This is a genomic window from Brevundimonas sp. AVps23W (genome assembly GCF_058681395.1).
In genome coordinates this window covers 2215822-2230699 of sequence record NZ_CM178738.1, presented here as the reverse complement: position 1 = coordinate 2230699, position 14878 = coordinate 2215822, and the positions used below count along the sequence as shown (strand labels likewise).

The window sequence follows — 14878 nt, the reverse complement described above, 5'->3', positions numbered from 1 at the left end:
GCGTCCGCCATCGTACTGGATGTCATGACCCAGTCCCTGATCCTCAACCGCCGGGGCCTTCTGACGGGCGCCGGCGCGTTCGCCTTGTCCGCCTGTTCTCCCGAACCAGTCGAGGCCGGGGAGGGCGAATACGCTTTGTCTCCCTATCGCCGGATATCAGAGGCGGAGTGGCGGCGACGGTTGGGCGACGCGGCCTGGAGCGTCATGCGGCGCGAGGGGACGGAGCGTCCCTACACCAGCCCGTTGAACAATGAACATCGGCGCGGCACGTTCGTATGCAGGGGGTGCGACCTGCCGCTGTTTCGATCCGGCTGGAAGTTCGATTCCCACACCGGTTGGCCCAGCTTCTATCAAGTCATAGCCGACAACATCGGCCGCAAGCGCGATTTCGCCATCGGCATTCCCCGCACCGAATACCATTGCGCCCGCTGCCTGGGTCATCAGGGGCATGTGTTCAACGACGGGCCGAGGCCGACCGGGCTGCGCTATTGCAACAACGGCGTCGCCTTGAAGTTCGTGCCAGCCTAGCGCCGGTTGGCGCGAATGGCGGAATCGACTGTCACGCCGAACCAGACCGCCGCGATGATGATCAGCAGGCCATAGTCATGGCCGGGCAGGAAGACCGGCGCGACTGCCGCCGCAATGACCAGCAGGGGGAACAGACCGGCCCAGACGGCGGTCGACGGCGTGGCCGTGTTGATCATCGCCCGCGGCTCAGGCCGTTTCATTACCCGCGCCATCCAGCCGTTCAGCGCCACGAACAGGACCGAACAGACCACGGCGCTGATCACATATTTCGTCGTATTGCCCGGCTCGCCGAAGAGCGCGGCCGTCATGACAAGAAGCATCAGGGCGACGCCCGTGCTGACGGCCAGCAGGATATTGGGTTCGATACGGTTCAAGACTTCACTTTCACATAGACGCCCGGCGCCGGCGCCAGGGGAGGGAGCGGACCCTTAGCAGGGTCGCGCGCCGGAATCCTGTCGCCCGAGCGTGCGTGCAACCAATCCGCCCAGTGCTCCCACCAGCTGCCGGGATGTTCGGCGGCGCCGGTCTGCCATTCGGCCAGGGTTTCTGGCAGGGCGGCGTTGGTCCAGTGCTGGTACTTCTTCGCCGCCGGGGCGTTGACGACGCCCGCGATATGACCCGACCCCGCCAGGGTGAAGGTGACGTCCTTGCTGCCGAACAGCCGCGCCGAGCGATAGACGGAGTTCATCGGCGCGATGTGATCCTCGCGGCTGGCTTGGAAATAGAGCGGGATCTTCACCTTGGACAGGTCCGCCGTCAGGCCGCCGATCTCGAACACGCCGCGCGCCAGGGCGTTGGCGCCGTACATCTGGCGCAAATAGGCCAGGTGTAGGGTCTTGGGCATTCGGGTCTGGTCCGCGTTCCAGAACAGCAGGTCGAAGGCCGGCGGATCCTTGCCCAGCAGATAGTTGCTGATGAAGAAGGACCAGATCAGGTCGTTGGAACGCAGGGCGTTAAAGGTCTCGGCCATGGCGGCGCCGGGCAGGACCCCGCCGGCCGCGTCCATCTGGCGTTCGATCTCGGCGATCCAGTGCTCGTCAGTAAACAGCAGCAGATCGCCGGCTTCGGCGAAGTCGTGCTGGGCGGCGAAGAAGGTGGCGGCTGAGACGCGTGTATCGCGCTTGGCCGCCATATGGGCGAGGCCGGCGCCGAGCAGGGTGCCGCCGATACAATAGCCGACGGCGTTCAACTGGTCGGCGCCCGACTGTTCCAGCGTCTTTTCGACGGCGCGATAGACGCCCTTTTCCAGATAGTCGTCGAAGCCGAAACCGGCCTTGTCCAGGTCCGGATTGACCCAAGAACAGACGAAGACGGTGAAGCCCTGGGCCGACAGCCAGCGGATCAGCGAATTGGTCGGCTGAAGGTCCAGGATGTAGAATTTGTTGATCCAGGGCGGGAAGATCAGCAGCGGAATCTTATGCTGGGTCTCGGTCGTCGGAGCGTACTGGATCAGCTCGAACAGTTCGTCGCGCCAGACGACCTGACCCGGGGCCGTGGCGATGTTCTCGCCGACGACGAACTTGCCGTAGTCGGCCTGGCTGATGCGCAGAGAACCTTGGCCGCGTTCCAGGTCGGCGGCGAAGTTCTGCATTCCCTTCACAAGGGATTCGCCACTGGTTTCCGCCAGGGCCTTCAGCGCGACTGGGTTGGAGGCCAGAAAGTTCGAGGGTGAGAAGGCGTCGGTCAGCAGGCGGGTGAAGAACTGGGCCCGGCGTTTGACCGCCGGATCGACGTCCTCGACCCCCGCGATCAGACCGTTCATCCAGTCCGAGGTCAGCAGGTAGGACCGCCGCATCATGTCGAACATCGGATTGTCCGACCAAGCGGGGTCTTTGAACCGTTTATCGGCGGGGGCGTCGGGCAGGGGTTCGCCGGCCGCCTGGCGGACCGTGCCGGTCCAAAGGTCCATGTATCGGCTGAACAGGTCCGCCTGGGCTTGGAACAGCTTCTCGGGCCGGGAAGCCAGACTGCTCATGACCGAGGTCATCGCAGGGGCCACGTTGAACGGGTCGGGCGATAGAGCCGCGGGACGGTCGGCCTGCGCCAGGGCGGCCTCGGCGAGCGCGCTTTGAGCCATCATCGCCGCCTTGGCCAGGTTTATGGACAAGGTTTCGAGCAACTGGGCCTGATCGCCGCCGAGCAAGGAGGCAGGGGCGGACTCTGCGGTCTTTGTGGCCGAGGCTTCGTCAGACCGGGCGGACGGCGATTCGCCCCCTGCGGCCGGCGCGGAAGAAGGAGAGGGCGTCTTCGCTCGGGGTGGGCGTGGTTTTGCGGATGTGGGGCGGCCGGGTTTGCGCGGAGTTTTGACTGCGGAAGGCGCGAGCGGCGCCGTCGGCTCCGGCTTGCTGGTTAGGACGGTCTTGGCCTTTGGGGACTTGGCTGTCGGCGGCGACTCACCGGAGGCCTCGGCCTTCGGACCTTTTTTCTTCGGAGCTTGGGCCATGGATTTCCTTCGCGTTCCTGAATGCGGAGGCCCGGTTCGACGCCTCGCCCTTCCGCACGGAGCGATGATGGCATAAGACCGACCCCGACATGAACGCGCACTTTCGAAAAAGGACGAGGCTGAAGGCTTCGTCGCTGTGTCTGGCGGCGCTGCCGGCGTTGCTGGGGGCCTGCGCGCCTTCGTTCGCGCCGAAGACTGATCCATCATCCCCCATTGCGCCGCGCGTTCAGGCTCTGGTTGACGCCAATCGTCATTATCCCAGCTGGGAGAATTTCCCGGCGGCTCCAGCGGACTTGCCCATACCGACCCAGGTCGCCGCCAATGTGCAAGCATTGGAAGGCCAGGGCGGAGCTTTGGGGGGCGAGGTCTCACGGATCGACTGGACCCTGAAGGACGCGGAAACCTTGGCGGCCGAGACCCGCGCCCAGGTGGAGGCCGTTCCGGTCTCGCCTGATTCCGTCCGCACCCAGGCCGAGATCGACGCCTTCGCCCAGAGCCTGCGCGACCGCGCCAAAGCCCCGCCTCCGGTCGATCGGCGCCCGGTTGAATGAGATTGTCGCCGGGGATCGAGAATCCCCGGATGATGCGCCGATGGCGGACGACGGCGGCTTCAAGATCGACAGCGTATTTCTGGGGGTGACCCAGTCTCTGTCCGGCCGCGTCTGGCGTCAGCGACCGGCCGAGGCGGCGACCATACGCGCTCATATGCAAGGCCTGGGACTGGACGAGCCGCTGGCGCGCGCCTTGGCTTCGCGGGGGGTGCGAGCCGACCAGGGCGCCGATTTCCTGACGCCAACCCTGCGCGCCCTGTTCCCGGATCCGTCCAGCTTCATGGATATGGACGCGGCGGCGGACGCAATCCTCGACGCCTTCCAGGCCAGCGCCAGGGTCCATGTGTTCGCCGACTATGATGTAGACGGCGCCGCCAGCGCGGCCCTGCTGGTGCGTTGGTTCCGCGCCATGGGGGCGGATCTGCCCATCTATGTCCCCGACCGGTTGACGGAGGGCTATGGCCCCAGCGCCAAGGCCTTCGACAGTTTGAAAGCGGCAGGCGCCGATCTGGTGGTTACGGTCGATTGCGGTGCAGCGGCGAACGAAGCCCTGGCCCATGCGGCGGCCATCGACCTGAAGGTCGTCGTCATCGACCACCATCTGATGCGCAGCGAACCGCCTAAGGCGTTGGCGGTGGTCAACCCGAATCGACCCGGCTGCAACTCGGGGCAGGGCAATCTGGCGGCCGCGGGCGTGGTCTTTGTTCTCCTGGCGGCGCTGAACCGTGAAGCGCGGCGGCGCGGCCTGTTCGCCGAGCGGCCAGAACCCGACATTCGCCAATGGCTGGATCTGGCGGCCCTGGGCGCGATCTGTGACGTCACGGCCTTGACCGGGTTCAATCGCGCCCTGACGGGGCTGGGCCTGAAGGTCATGAGCGACTGGAAGAACCCCGGCCTGCGCGCCCTGCTGGCTGCAGCCGGCGCCGAGGAAGGCCCGGCCAAGAGCAATCATGCCGGCTTCATCCTGGGGCCGCGCATCAATGCCGGCGGACGCATTGGTCGGTCCGATCTGGGCGCGCGCCTGCTGTCGACCGATGACCCAACAGAGGCGCAGGCCCTCGCACTGGAATTGGACGCCCTGAATCTTTCGCGCCGCGAGGTCGAGCGCGCCGTCACCGAGGCGGCTGTCCGTCGGGTCGAGGCGACCGGCGCCCACGCTGACGATTCGGCGCTGGTCGTCGTGTCGGGCGAGGACTGGCATCCCGGTGTGGTGGGCATCGTCGCCGGTCGCCTGCGCGAGCGGTGGCGCAAACCTGTCATCGTCGTCGGTATTGATCCGGTGACCGGACTGGGGAAGGGCTCCGGCCGGTCGCAGCTGGGCATGAATCTGGGGCGCGCAATTCAGGCGGCGTGGGAAGCGGGAATCCTCTTGGCCGGCGGAGGCCATGCGATGGCGGCCGGCCTGACGATGGACGGCGCGCGATTGGATGAGCTGACCGTATTCCTGAACGCGAGGCTGGCTGACGAACGGGTCGAGGCCGTGGCGATGGATGCGTTGGACATCGACGCCCTGATCGATCCCGGCGCAGCGACGCGCGCTCTTTTCGAGTCGTTCGAACAGCTGGCGCCCTTCGGTCCTGCCAATCCGGAGCCTGTCTTCGCCCTGAATGGAGTACAGGCGCGCGAACCGGTGCAGATGAACGGCGGCCATGTCCGCTGCCGGTTGGTGGGGCCGGACGGCGCCTCCGTGCGCGCCATCGCCTGGCGCTGCGCCGATCTGCCGACCGGGCAAGCGCTGTTGAGCGGGCAGGGCGGGTTGAACGTCGTGGGACGTCTGAAGGCGGACGACTGGAACGGTCGTCGAGGCGTGCAGTTCGAGATCGAGGACGTCGCCGATCCCCGCAGGGTTTGAACGGCGCCGCAACGCCTCGGAGCGTCGCAAAAAACTCGAAATCCACGCTTGCACCCGTCCGAGGGCGCGGCTATATCGCCGGCTCTCCCGCGCAGCGGTCCCTTCGTCTATCGGTTAGGACGTCAGGTTTTCAACCTGAAAAGAGGGGTTCGACTCCCCTAGGGACTGCCACGCGGGATGATGAAGGGCCGGGCCGAATGGCCGCCCTACCGGCCTAACCGCCTCTCCTGATGCTGCAAAGGCGAATTGGCCTACCGGCGGCGTTCGCGCGACACAACTGCAACGTTTCTGCTGAGAGGCGCAACTTTCTGTGCCTTTTCTGGATTTTGGCCTTTCCAAAGATTCACGGAACAGTGTTAAACGTAATCTGTTGTCCGTTAGAGGAGCGGACGGGGGTTTAAACTTGTCTGATTTCGATGGGATGGAAACGGCGGAGACCGTTCGTGTCGTCGGTCGCGTGAAATGGTTTGATCCGGCGAAGGGCTATGGCTTCATCGTTCCGGACGATCCGACGCTGACTGAGCTGCGTGACGTTCTTCTCCACATTAGCAGTCTGCGTGATACCGGCCGTGATACGGCTGATGAAGGCGCGCCGATTACCTGTGCTTGCGTGAAGCGGGCCAAGGGGTGGCAGGCGGTCGAGATTCACGAGCTTGGGGCGGGAGAAACGAGCGTGGTCGCACGCCGCCCCATGCCCGTGGCTGTTCCGCAAGCGCCCTGTCCCGACGTGGACGGGACACTCGAATCTGCAATCGTCAAATGGTTCAACCGAACCAAGGGCTACGGATTCGTCGTGCGAGACCGTGAACCGGGCGATATCTTCGTTCATATCGAAACCCTGCGTCGCTGCGGCCTTGACGATCTGGTGCCGGGCGATGTTGTTCAGGTGCGGTTCGCCAGTGGTCCCAAGGGCCTGGTGGTTGCTGAAATCAGACCGGGCGGCTGATCGATTCGCCCAAGGGACGGGCGTATGATCGACGCGAAGAGACGTTTTCTGATAGCCGGCTTTGCGGTCCTCGCGCTTGCGGGATGCGCCGCCAAAGCCCCGGAAGGCCCGAATGGCGAAGCCCTTCAAAAGCTCGCCGTCGTCACGGCCTCAGGTGAGCACACCTTCTGGGTCGAGATTGCGGACGAGGAGCCTGAGCGCCAGCGCGGCCTGATGTTCCGGCCGCCTCTGGAAGCTGACCGCGGCATGTTGTTCCAATGGCCGGGCGAAGCGCCGCGCGAGCAGAGCTTCTGGATGCGCAATACGCCCAGTTCGCTGGACATCCTCTATATCGACCCGCATGGGCGGATCGTCTCGATCGCTTCCCACGCCACGCCCTTTTCCGAGGCGCCTATCCCTTCGAACGGGCCCGCCAACGGCGTGCTGGAACTGCGCGCCGGCCGCGCTGACGAGATCGGCGCCAAGCCCGGCGACAAGGTTTTGCATCCTTATTTCAAGCCTTGATTGCGGATTGCCTCGCGAAGTGCCAATAGAGCGCTCCGTTCGGTCCGGGGTGTAGCGCAGCCTGGTAGCGCATCTGGTTTGGGACCAGAGGGTCGGAGGTTCGAATCCTCTCGCCCCGACCAAGGAACGGCCGCTGGATTCCATGTCCGGCGCGCGTTATGGCAGGTCCACAGGACCTGCCGATCACTAGGGATTTCGCCATGCTCGCCCGCATCTACCGCCCGGCCAAGACCGCTATGCAGTCCGGCAAGGCCAAGAGCCGCGACTGGCGCCTTGAGTTCGAGCCGGCGTCGGCCCGTACGATCGATCCGTTGATGGGCTGGACCAGTTCTTCGGACATGAACGGCCAGGTGCGCCTGGCCTTTGATTCGAAGGAAGAGGCCGTCGCCTATGCTGAACGCCACGGCATTCCGTTCCGCCTGCACGAGCCGAATGAAGCCCCGACGATCCTGAAGGCCTACGCCGACAATTTCGCACCCAATCGCAAACAGCCCTGGACGCATTGACGCCCGGCTCGCTGCCGAGCGCCCTTAGCTCAACCGGATAGAGCACCCGCCTTCTAAGCGGACGGTTGCAGGTTCGAGTCCTGCAGGGCGCGCCATGTTTTGACGGCGCCGCTGAAAGCCACGCCATGACCGAATCAACGTCCTCCAGTATCGGCCAGATCCGCGTCGCGGCCCTTTACCGATTCGCCCTGATCGCAGACGTCGGCGTGGCGCAGGCGCGTTTGCAGGCTGTCTGTGAGGGCGGTGGGGTGAAGGGGACGTTGCTGGTTGCAGCTGAAGGGTTGAACGGCACCATAGCGGGGCCTGAAGCGGGTGTTAAAGCCGTCTTGGCCGAGGTGCGCGACATGGCCGGCTTCGCCGATCTGGACGTGAAGTACGCCTGGACCGGCGAGATGCCGTTTTTGAGGATGAAGGTCCGGATCAAGCGCGAGATCGTCACCATGGGGCAACCGGATCTGGATCCGGCCCGGCAGGCTGGCGTCTATGTCGCGCCGCAGGACTGGAACGCTCTGATCGCCGATCCGACCACTCTGGTGATCGACACTCGCAACGACTACGAGGGCGAGATCGGCGCCTTTGAAGGCGCGGTGCAGCCGAACACTCGCAGCTTCCGGGACTTCCCCGACTGGTTCCGCACCGAGGGGCGCGCCCTGTTGGACGAGAGACAGCCCAAACGCGTCGCCATGTACTGCACCGGCGGCATTCGCTGCGAGAAGTCGACGGCCTTTCTGAAGGCCGAGGGGGTGGAGAATGTCCATCACCTCGAGGGGGGGATCCTGCGGTATCTGGAAGAAGTCGAGCCGGGCGACAGCCTGTGGCAGGGCGACTGTTTCGTCTTCGACGAGCGGGTTTCAGTCGGTCATGGGCTGGTTCAGGGCGATCACACCCTGTGCCGGGGATGTCGCATGCCTTTGGACGCCGAGGGGCGGGCCTCTCCCCACTTTATCGAGGGCGTCTGCTGCGACCGCTGCCGCGACACCCGCGACGACGCCCAGCGGCTCCGCTACGCTGAGCGGCAGAGGCAGATCGAACTGGCCCGCCGGCGCGGCGAGACCCACCTGGGCCGCAGCGATTCGGCCTGAAGCCCTATTTGGCCGGCTGCTGATAGACGACGCGGCAGTCGCCATCGATGGTCGTGTAGCGGTTGTTGGCGGCGTCCACGAAAGAGATGCGACCGCCGTCGTCATATTCGACCTTGCCGGTGGACCGCCCCTTGAAGTTCTCGACCCCATAGGTCCAGCAGGTGATATCCGCCGGCGTGTCGCCCCAGGTCGCGTCGTTGCGCGCGCGTTTGCTGTCAGTGCAGGCGACGGTCGTCGCGACCAGCGTAAGGGCGAGGGCGACTTTAGATAAGCTATTCATCCGAACAGGTTCGCATGATCGCAGCGCAGGCGGAAGCGGCGGGATTCGAACACCCCTATACTGCCCTCCGTGATCCTCCACAGGGCCTGGCTTTTAGGCCTTATGGGCACTGGCCTTTCTCCACCTATCTCCAGCGACCTTGCTCCACATCGGCGGGTCGAACTTAGGGCGGGACTTAGGGTGGCGACCGATCCTGTCGTTGGCCTATGTTCTCTTTTCGTTCTTTAGGAGCAATGGCGCGCGAGATCAACAGATTGACGACCTTGGAGGTGCGTTACCAATAGGACAGCAATGACGATCAGCGCCGTCTTCATGTCAACCTCGCCCACCCGTCGCTCCCTTGGGATCAGCGTTGTCCGAATTCGGTCAAACTCGCAATTCTGGTCAGTTCCTAGCAGCAGCGACTATCGGAGCCAGTTGCTTGCCTGCCCAGGTCGCGACAGATGGCGCGCAAGTCACGATAAACACCGAGAATACGAAAACTCCGAACACAGATAGGACGCCTGCAATCATCTGCTGGACGCACCAGAAGGCGACTTTTAGCCAGCCAGACGGTGCGAGATCTTGGGCGAGCTTTTGATGCCTGTATCGTTTTAAGGCGATAAGAGCGTTTGTTCGCTGGTTTTCTAAGTCATCCTCACAGAACTCATCCCAGAGATGGGTTGTCTGGTTCTCGTTGGCGGCTGTGAGTGGTTGGTTATGCAAAAAGTCCGCCTCGGACTGCCAACACGAGCGAGTGTACTCGCCAACCTGAACGAGCCACTCTACATATTCGTTGTCGTCGTAGGCACCCAGAAGGCGCAGGCGTACGGTCGGGTAGTCAACCTTCGCTTGGCCTGCAGCAGTTGGTTTCGCGCTTTTTCCCCCGATTTTAGGCAAGCTACGCGGCTTCCTTAACCCGACGTTTTATGGCTTCTTGAGCTCGAACTTCGGCGGCCCATTCGCCCCTGGCTTCCAAGGCGGCGCGAGCCCCCTGAGATGCGCCATGCATAGCTGACTGTTGATCTTTGGAGAGCACGTCGACCACTCGAACATGGCCGTTCAAAAGGTTGCCGAGGCGGCTGAGGACCTGTGTCACTGCTCGTTCCATTGTGTCAAAGACCGAAGTGCGCATAGATGGACCAACGTTCTTTCATGTCAATGGCTCCACTCTGGGCGAGATTTTGGGCTGACATGCGGCGGTGTTGGGGCAACTCGGTCACGTTCCATAACTTGTGCTCCAGTGTTGGATGGCACACCAGCATTTGTGGTTTGGTTAACGTCGGTCTCCGAGTCGTGTAAATCCATTCACAGGCTTATCCACATGGATATTAAGGGATCTACAGACGTCATTCGCTGTAGGGCTCAACCTCCAAGCCCCAATCCTGAGCCATGCGGTGGAACATCGCTTTAGCGTGGGCCTCAGCTTCGGCTTCGTTGGGGGGCAGGAAGAACTGCTTCACGTAGGCCTGGGGGCCCTGGAGCTTCTCTTCACGGGCGAAACGTTCCGAGAACCAGCCAGTGTATCAGCGCAATGTCGCCGTCTGCACCGTCGACGGCCGCGACCTGAGCGGGCTGCTCGTTCGTGAAGGCCTAGCTATCAGCGAGAACAACTATGGCGATCCGTACCGCAGGGAAGAAAACGCGGCCCGCCGGGAGAAGAAAGAGATCTGGAAATGAGCGCGGCGAACGACAACGGGTTCAAGCTGGCCTACTCTATTGCGGAGGCAAGCAAGGCGATGAGCCTGAGCGAGGCGACGATCTACGCCATGTTGGCAGACGGGCGGCTCGAGCGCCGCAAGATCGGACGGAGGACAGTTATCCCCAGAAGTTCGCTCGAGGCTCTTTTGGCCAGTCCGGACGACGCTGCTTAGGGCGGATCGTCCGAACGCCCAGCAAATCCAGTGCTGACGGAAAGCTCCGGCGGAAGCGGTGGGATTCGAACCCACGGACGGCTCTCACCGTCGCTGGTTTTCAAGACCAGTGCCTTAAACCACTCGGCCACACTTCCTTGCCGGATCGCCCGGTCGGGCGGACGCCATAGCAGGGGAAGGGCGCGTTAACCAAAGCGGAAATGTCTTCGGTCATCCTCTTTTTTGGACGATTGTGACGAGGCGTACCGATGCGAGTTGGACAATGGGTGCGGAGCGGCCTGATTTTGGGGCTGTTCTCGCTGCTGGCGGCCTGTTCGACGTTTGGCGGCGGGCGGGGCGGCGGAGCCGTGCCGGTGGTCAAGGATCCGGCGCCGATCGTGTCGGGGACGATGCGCCCCTATCAGGTGCGCGGGCGGTGGTACACGCCCAAGGAACAGCCGGACTATGAGGAGGTCGGTCTGGCCTCCTGGTATGGCGACGCCTTCAACGGGCGGCCGACCTCGACCGGCGAGCGGTTCGACATGAGCCAGCTGACCGCCGCGCACAAGACCTTGCCGCTGCCCGGTCTGGTGGAGGTCACCAATCTGGAGAACGGACGGCGGATCGTCGTGCGGGTCAATGATCGCGGGCCGTTCGTCGATGGGCGGATCATCGATCTGTCGCGCGGGGCGGCGCAGGAGCTGGACATGCTGCGTCAGGGCGTGGGCCGGGTGCGGGTTCGCTACCTTGGACGGGCGCCGAGGTTGGGCGGAGGGACGGTGCTGCGGGCTGAGGCGCCGCCGCCGGCGCAATCCACCACGGCGAGGCCGTATCAGCCCGCGTCCCAGGCAGCGCCTGTCGAAGCGAGGGCGGTCGTGAGTGGAAGCGGCTCTTACTGGGTTCAGGCCGGATCGTTTTCCGATCAGGCGGCGGCGCGGCGAATCGCCGAGCGGCTGGGCGCGCGGGCGACCGTGGACGCCAGCAGCGGCGGTTATCGGGTTCTGGTCGGGCCCTGGATCGACGCCAATGCGGCCGAGACGGCCCGTCAGGCGGTCGTGGCGCGCGGATATGCGGACGCTCTGTTGATATCCGGCGGCTAAGGCTTGCCTCCCGCGCCGCGGTCGCCATTGTGCGCCCGTGACCCGTGGAAAATTCATCAGCTTCGAAGGCGGCGAGGGCGCCGGCAAGTCGACTCAGGTCGGCCGGCTGGTCGAGCGACTGCAAAACCTCTTGGGCGATCGCCAGGTGGTGCGGACGCGCGAACCGGGGGGATCGAAGGGGGCGGAGGTGATCCGCAACCTGGTCGTGGCCACCGAGGCTGAGCCCTGGTCGGCGATGACCGAGACCTTGCTGATGTACGCCTCGCGCTCGGATCACCTGGAGCGGACAATCCGGCCGGCGCTGGACGCCGGCGACTGGGTGGTGTGCGACCGGTTCGCCGACAGCAGTCGAGCCTATCAGGGCGCCGGCGGGGGCGTGGCCCAGAGCTTTATCGAACAGATCGATGCGGGCGTGGTCGGGGACGACCAGCCGGACCTGACCCTGGTGTTCGACCTGCCGGTCGAGGTGGGGCTGGAGCGGGCGTTCGGGCGAGGCCAGTTCGAGACGCGGTTCGAGTCCAAGGGCCTGGAGTTCCATCAGCGACTGCGCGAGGGCTTCCTGCGGATCGTCGAGGCCCATCCTGAGCGGTGTTTGCTGATCGACGCCGTGGGATCGCAGGACGAGGTTGAGGCGCGGGTCTGGCAGGCGGTTCAGGACCGGCTGCTGTGAGCGACGACCATCCCCGCGACCGGTTCGACCTGGTTCCCGATGCGGCGGCGGAAGCGGCCTTTCTGGACGCCTGGGAGCGGGGGCGGCTGCACCACGCCTGGCTGTTGTGCGGGGTCGAGGGGACGGGCAAGGCGACCTTCGCCTATCGCGCGGCGCGGCGGCTGCTGGGTGCGGCGGCCGATCCGGCGCGCGGGCCGCTGGGCGCGCGGCGCGAGGATCCGGTCAGCCGGCTGATCTCGGCCCAGTCCCATCCCGACCTGCTGGTGCTGGAACGGCTGGTCGAGGGCGGCAAGACCAAGAAGTCGATCTCGGTCGATCAGTCGCGCGACCTGCCCGAGTTCTTCTCCAAGAGCCCGTCCCAGGCCCAGCACCGGGTGGCGATCATCGATGCGGCGGACGATCTGAACATCAATGCGGCCAACGCCTTGCTGAAGGTTCTGGAGGAGCCGCCCGAGCGGGGCGTGCTGTTCCTGGTGACCCACGCCCCTGGGCGGCTGCTGGCCACGATCCGTTCGCGCTGCCGGCGGCTGAGCTTCCCCATATGGACGCCGGAGCGGCTGGAGACCCTGGTGCGAAACCGGACGGGGGCGGAGCCGGAGGAGGCCGAGCACGCGGCGGCCATGGCGGGGGGATCGCCGGGCGCGGCCCTGGCTCTGGCGTCGGGGGCGACCTTCGAGATGGATCAACTGGCGCGGCGCTGGGTCGAGGGCGATGTGGACCGGGCCGAGGCCCTGGCCATCGCCGACAAGTTCCGGGGCGCGGAGGGCCAGGAGCGGTTCGAGACCCTGATGGACCGGCTGATCGCGGCGGTGCGGATGCGGGCCTTGAGCAGTCCGGCCGGCGCAGGCAATCGCTGGGCCGAGCTGTGGGAGCGGCTGCAGCCCTTGCCGGAGCGGGCGGCGGGGCTGAACCTGGACAAGGCCGATGTGCTGGCCGGGGCGCTGGCGGACTTAAGGCGGGTGCAGGCCCAGCAAGAGCGGATGGGCTGATGCTGATCGACAGCCATGTGAACCTGCACGCGCCCCAGTTCGACGAGGACCGGGACGACGTGATCGCCAGGGCGCGTGAGGCCGGGGTCGGTCTGATGGTCGAGATCTCGGACAAGCTGACCACATTCGAGGCGACCCATGGGATCGCCATGGCGAACGACGACATCTGGTGCACGGTCGGGGTCCATCCGCACGAGGCCAAGGATGCGGCGGAGCTGACGGCGGCGACCCTGATCGAACTAGCGCAGCGGCCCAAGGTGGTGGGGATCGGCGAGTGCGGTCTGGACTTCCACTATGACTTCAGCCCGCGCGAGATCCAGGCGGCGGTGTTCCGCCAGCATGTGGCGGCGGCGCGGGAGACGGGCCTGCCGCTGGTGATCCATACCCGCGAGGCGGATGAGGTCATGGGGGCGATCCTGAAGGAGGAGCACGCCGCCGGGCCGTTCAAGATGCTGATGCACTGCTACACCAGCGGGGTGGAACTGGCGGGAATCGCTGCGGAACTGGGGGCGTGGTTCTCGGTCTCGGGCATCGCCACCTTCAAGGCGGCCGAGGATGTGCGGGCGGTGATCCGGGACATGCCGGCCGAGCGTATAATCGTCGAGACCGACTGCCCTTATCTGGCGCCCATCCCGCATCGGGGGCGGCGCAACGAGCCGGCCTATATCCGCCATGTGCTGGACAAGCTGGCCGAGATCCGAGGCTGGAGCGCCGAGGAGGCGGATCAGAGAACCACCGAGGCCTTCTTCGGCCTCTTTGACCGGATACCGAGATCGGCATGAGCTTCGAAGTCGTCATCCTGGGCAGCGGATCCTCGGGCGGGGTGCCGCGGGGCGACGGCGACTGGGGCGTGTGCGACCCGGCCGAGCCGAGGAACCGGCGGACGCGCTGCTCGATGCTGGCGCGCAAAACGGGGCCGGAGGGGATGACCAACATCCTGATCGACACCTCGCCGGATCTGCGCGAACAGATGCTGGCCTCGGGGACCCGGCATGTGGACGCGGTCCTCTATACCCACGACCATGCGGACCAGACCCACGGGATCGACGACCTGCGGACCTTCGCCACGCGGGCGCGCAAGCGGATCCCGGCCTGGATGGATGAGGCGACGCTGAACTCCCTGTCGCACCGGTTCGACTATATCTTCGAGAGCAAGTTCGGCTATCCGCCGCTGCTGGACGCCCAGCTCATCCCGCCGCACGGGACGGCCTGGTCGGTGGAGGGGCCGGGGGGCGCGATCCCGGTCGTGACCTTCGATCAGGGGCACGGGCCGATCCGGTCGGTCGGCTATCGGCTGGGCGACATGGCCTATTCCAGCGACGTGTCGGACCTGGACGAGGCGGCGATCCGCGCGGTGGCCGGGTGTCAGGTCTGGATTGTCGACGCCCTGCGCTACACCCCCCATCCGACCCATGCCCATCTGGACCGGACGCTGGAGTGGATTGCGGCGGCGGACGTCGAGCGGGCCGTGCTTACGAACCTGCATATCGACATGGATTACAAGGAACTGTCGGCGATTGTTCCGGCCAATGTCGAGGTCGGGTTCGACGGCTGGACCTGCATGATCGGCTGAGTTTTGGCAGGCCTGTCGTAAA

The 14878-nt window shown here is 65.1% G+C and carries 18 protein-coding genes and 4 tRNA genes; 17 read left to right on the top strand and 5 right to left on the bottom strand.

The window, feature by feature from the left end; translation table 11 throughout:
• Positions 1-24 precede the first annotated feature (24 nt).
• Positions 25-528 (top strand): peptide-methionine (R)-S-oxide reductase MsrB, encoded by a 504-nt coding sequence (gene msrB, locus ACW177_RS10870; RefSeq protein WP_492025727.1) that lies wholly within the window; start codon positions 25-27, stop codon positions 526-528.
• On the opposite strand, the gene ACW177_RS10865 is transcribed toward msrB, so the two are convergent.
• Positions 525-902 carry a hypothetical protein gene (locus ACW177_RS10865; protein ID WP_492025726.1) on the bottom strand — a complete coding sequence of 126 codons (378 nt, stop codon included), beginning with the start codon at positions 900-902 and terminating at the stop codon, positions 525-527. The genes msrB and ACW177_RS10865 overlap by 4 nt on opposite strands.
• Positions 899-2608: a class I poly(R)-hydroxyalkanoic acid synthase gene (gene phaC / locus ACW177_RS10860; RefSeq protein ID WP_492025725.1), complete on the bottom strand. Its 1710-nt coding sequence runs from the start codon at positions 2606-2608 to the stop codon at positions 899-901. The genes ACW177_RS10865 and phaC overlap by 4 nt, the downstream gene beginning before the upstream one ends.
• Before the next feature lie 452 nt (positions 2609-3060).
• Between phaC and ACW177_RS10855 the strand changes: the two genes are divergently transcribed.
• The 9 genes from ACW177_RS10855 to trhO all read left to right on the top strand — a co-directional run bounded on the left by ACW177_RS10855 (position 3061) and on the right by trhO (position 8412).
• The gene (locus tag ACW177_RS10855) at positions 3061-3522 is read left to right on the top strand and encodes a hypothetical protein (protein ID WP_492025724.1); all 462 of its coding nucleotides are present in this window, start codon (positions 3061-3063) and stop codon (positions 3520-3522) included.
• 40 nt (positions 3523-3562) lie between these two features.
• Positions 3563-5374, top strand: a complete 1812-nt coding sequence (gene recJ / locus ACW177_RS10850; protein WP_492025723.1) for a single-stranded-DNA-specific exonuclease RecJ — start codon at positions 3563-3565, stop codon at positions 5372-5374.
• A 96-nt stretch (positions 5375-5470) separates the two neighbouring features.
• Positions 5471-5545: transfer RNA gene (locus tag ACW177_RS10845), tRNA-Glu, on the top strand.
• A 250-nt stretch (positions 5546-5795) separates the two neighbouring features.
• Positions 5796-6320 (top strand): cold-shock protein, encoded by a 525-nt coding sequence (locus ACW177_RS10840; protein WP_492028108.1) that lies wholly within the window; start codon positions 5796-5798, stop codon positions 6318-6320.
• 24 nt (positions 6321-6344) lie between these two features.
• Positions 6345-6824 (top strand): DUF192 domain-containing protein, encoded by a 480-nt coding sequence (locus tag ACW177_RS10835; protein WP_492025722.1) that lies wholly within the window; start codon positions 6345-6347, stop codon positions 6822-6824.
• Positions 6825-6869: 45 nt separating this feature from the next.
• Positions 6870-6946, top strand: a tRNA-Pro gene (locus ACW177_RS10830).
• Between the two features lie 78 nt (positions 6947-7024).
• Complete coding sequence (locus tag ACW177_RS10825) at positions 7025-7330, top strand: ETC complex I subunit (protein WP_271166349.1); 306 nt, start codon at positions 7025-7027, stop codon at positions 7328-7330.
• A gap of 18 nt (positions 7331-7348) precedes the next feature.
• Positions 7349-7425: transfer RNA gene (locus ACW177_RS10820), tRNA-Arg, on the top strand.
• 54 nt (positions 7426-7479) lie between these two features.
• Positions 7480-8412, top strand: coding sequence for an oxygen-dependent tRNA uridine(34) hydroxylase TrhO (trhO, locus tag ACW177_RS10815; protein ID WP_492028107.1), 933 nt, complete (start codon positions 7480-7482; stop codon positions 8410-8412).
• Between the two features lie 4 nt (positions 8413-8416).
• On the opposite strand, the gene ACW177_RS10810 is transcribed toward trhO, so the two are convergent.
• On the bottom strand, positions 8417-8692 hold the full coding sequence (locus ACW177_RS10810) for a hypothetical protein (RefSeq protein ID WP_492025721.1): 276 nt from the start codon (positions 8690-8692) through the stop codon (positions 8417-8419).
• Positions 8693-9076: 384 nt separating this feature from the next.
• Entirely contained in the window at positions 9077-9571 is a 495-nt protein-coding gene (locus ACW177_RS10805) for a hypothetical protein (RefSeq protein ID WP_492025720.1), read from the bottom strand.
• Positions 9572-10192: 621 nt separating this feature from the next.
• Between ACW177_RS10805 and ACW177_RS10800 the strand changes: the two genes are divergently transcribed.
• The gene (locus tag ACW177_RS10800) at positions 10193-10351 is read left to right on the top strand and encodes a thermonuclease family protein (protein ID WP_492025719.1); all 159 of its coding nucleotides are present in this window, start codon (positions 10193-10195) and stop codon (positions 10349-10351) included.
• Entirely contained in the window at positions 10348-10545 is a 198-nt protein-coding gene (locus ACW177_RS10795) for a helix-turn-helix domain-containing protein (protein WP_492025718.1), read from the top strand. The genes ACW177_RS10800 and ACW177_RS10795 overlap by 4 nt, the downstream gene beginning before the upstream one ends.
• A 50-nt stretch (positions 10546-10595) precedes the next feature.
• On the opposite strand, the gene ACW177_RS10790 is transcribed toward ACW177_RS10795, so the two are convergent.
• Positions 10596-10682, bottom strand: a tRNA-Ser gene (locus ACW177_RS10790).
• 111 nt (positions 10683-10793) lie between these two features.
• Here ACW177_RS10790 and ACW177_RS10785 point away from each other — a divergent pair.
• Genes ACW177_RS10785 through ACW177_RS10765 form a run of 5 tightly spaced genes read left to right on the top strand, consistent with a single transcriptional unit; the run spans position 10794 to position 14856 of the window.
• Entirely contained in the window at positions 10794-11624 is an 831-nt protein-coding gene (locus ACW177_RS10785; RefSeq protein ID WP_492025717.1) for a septal ring lytic transglycosylase RlpA family protein, read from the top strand.
• 37 nt (positions 11625-11661) lie between these two features.
• Entirely contained in the window at positions 11662-12294 is a 633-nt protein-coding gene (gene tmk, locus ACW177_RS10780) for a dTMP kinase (protein WP_492025716.1), read from the top strand.
• Positions 12291-13283 carry a DNA polymerase III subunit delta' gene (locus ACW177_RS10775; RefSeq protein ID WP_492025715.1) on the top strand — a complete coding sequence of 331 codons (993 nt, stop codon included), beginning with the start codon at positions 12291-12293 and terminating at the stop codon, positions 13281-13283. Before tmk ends, ACW177_RS10775 begins: the two co-directional genes overlap by 4 nt.
• Positions 13283-14065 carry a TatD family hydrolase gene (locus ACW177_RS10770; RefSeq protein ID WP_492025714.1) on the top strand — a complete coding sequence of 261 codons (783 nt, stop codon included), beginning with the start codon at positions 13283-13285 and terminating at the stop codon, positions 14063-14065. Before ACW177_RS10775 ends, ACW177_RS10770 begins: the two co-directional genes overlap by 1 nt.
• Positions 14062-14856 (top strand): MBL fold metallo-hydrolase, encoded by a 795-nt coding sequence (locus tag ACW177_RS10765; RefSeq protein WP_492025713.1) that lies wholly within the window; start codon positions 14062-14064, stop codon positions 14854-14856. The genes ACW177_RS10770 and ACW177_RS10765 overlap by 4 nt, the downstream gene beginning before the upstream one ends.
• Positions 14857-14878 lie beyond the last annotated feature (22 nt).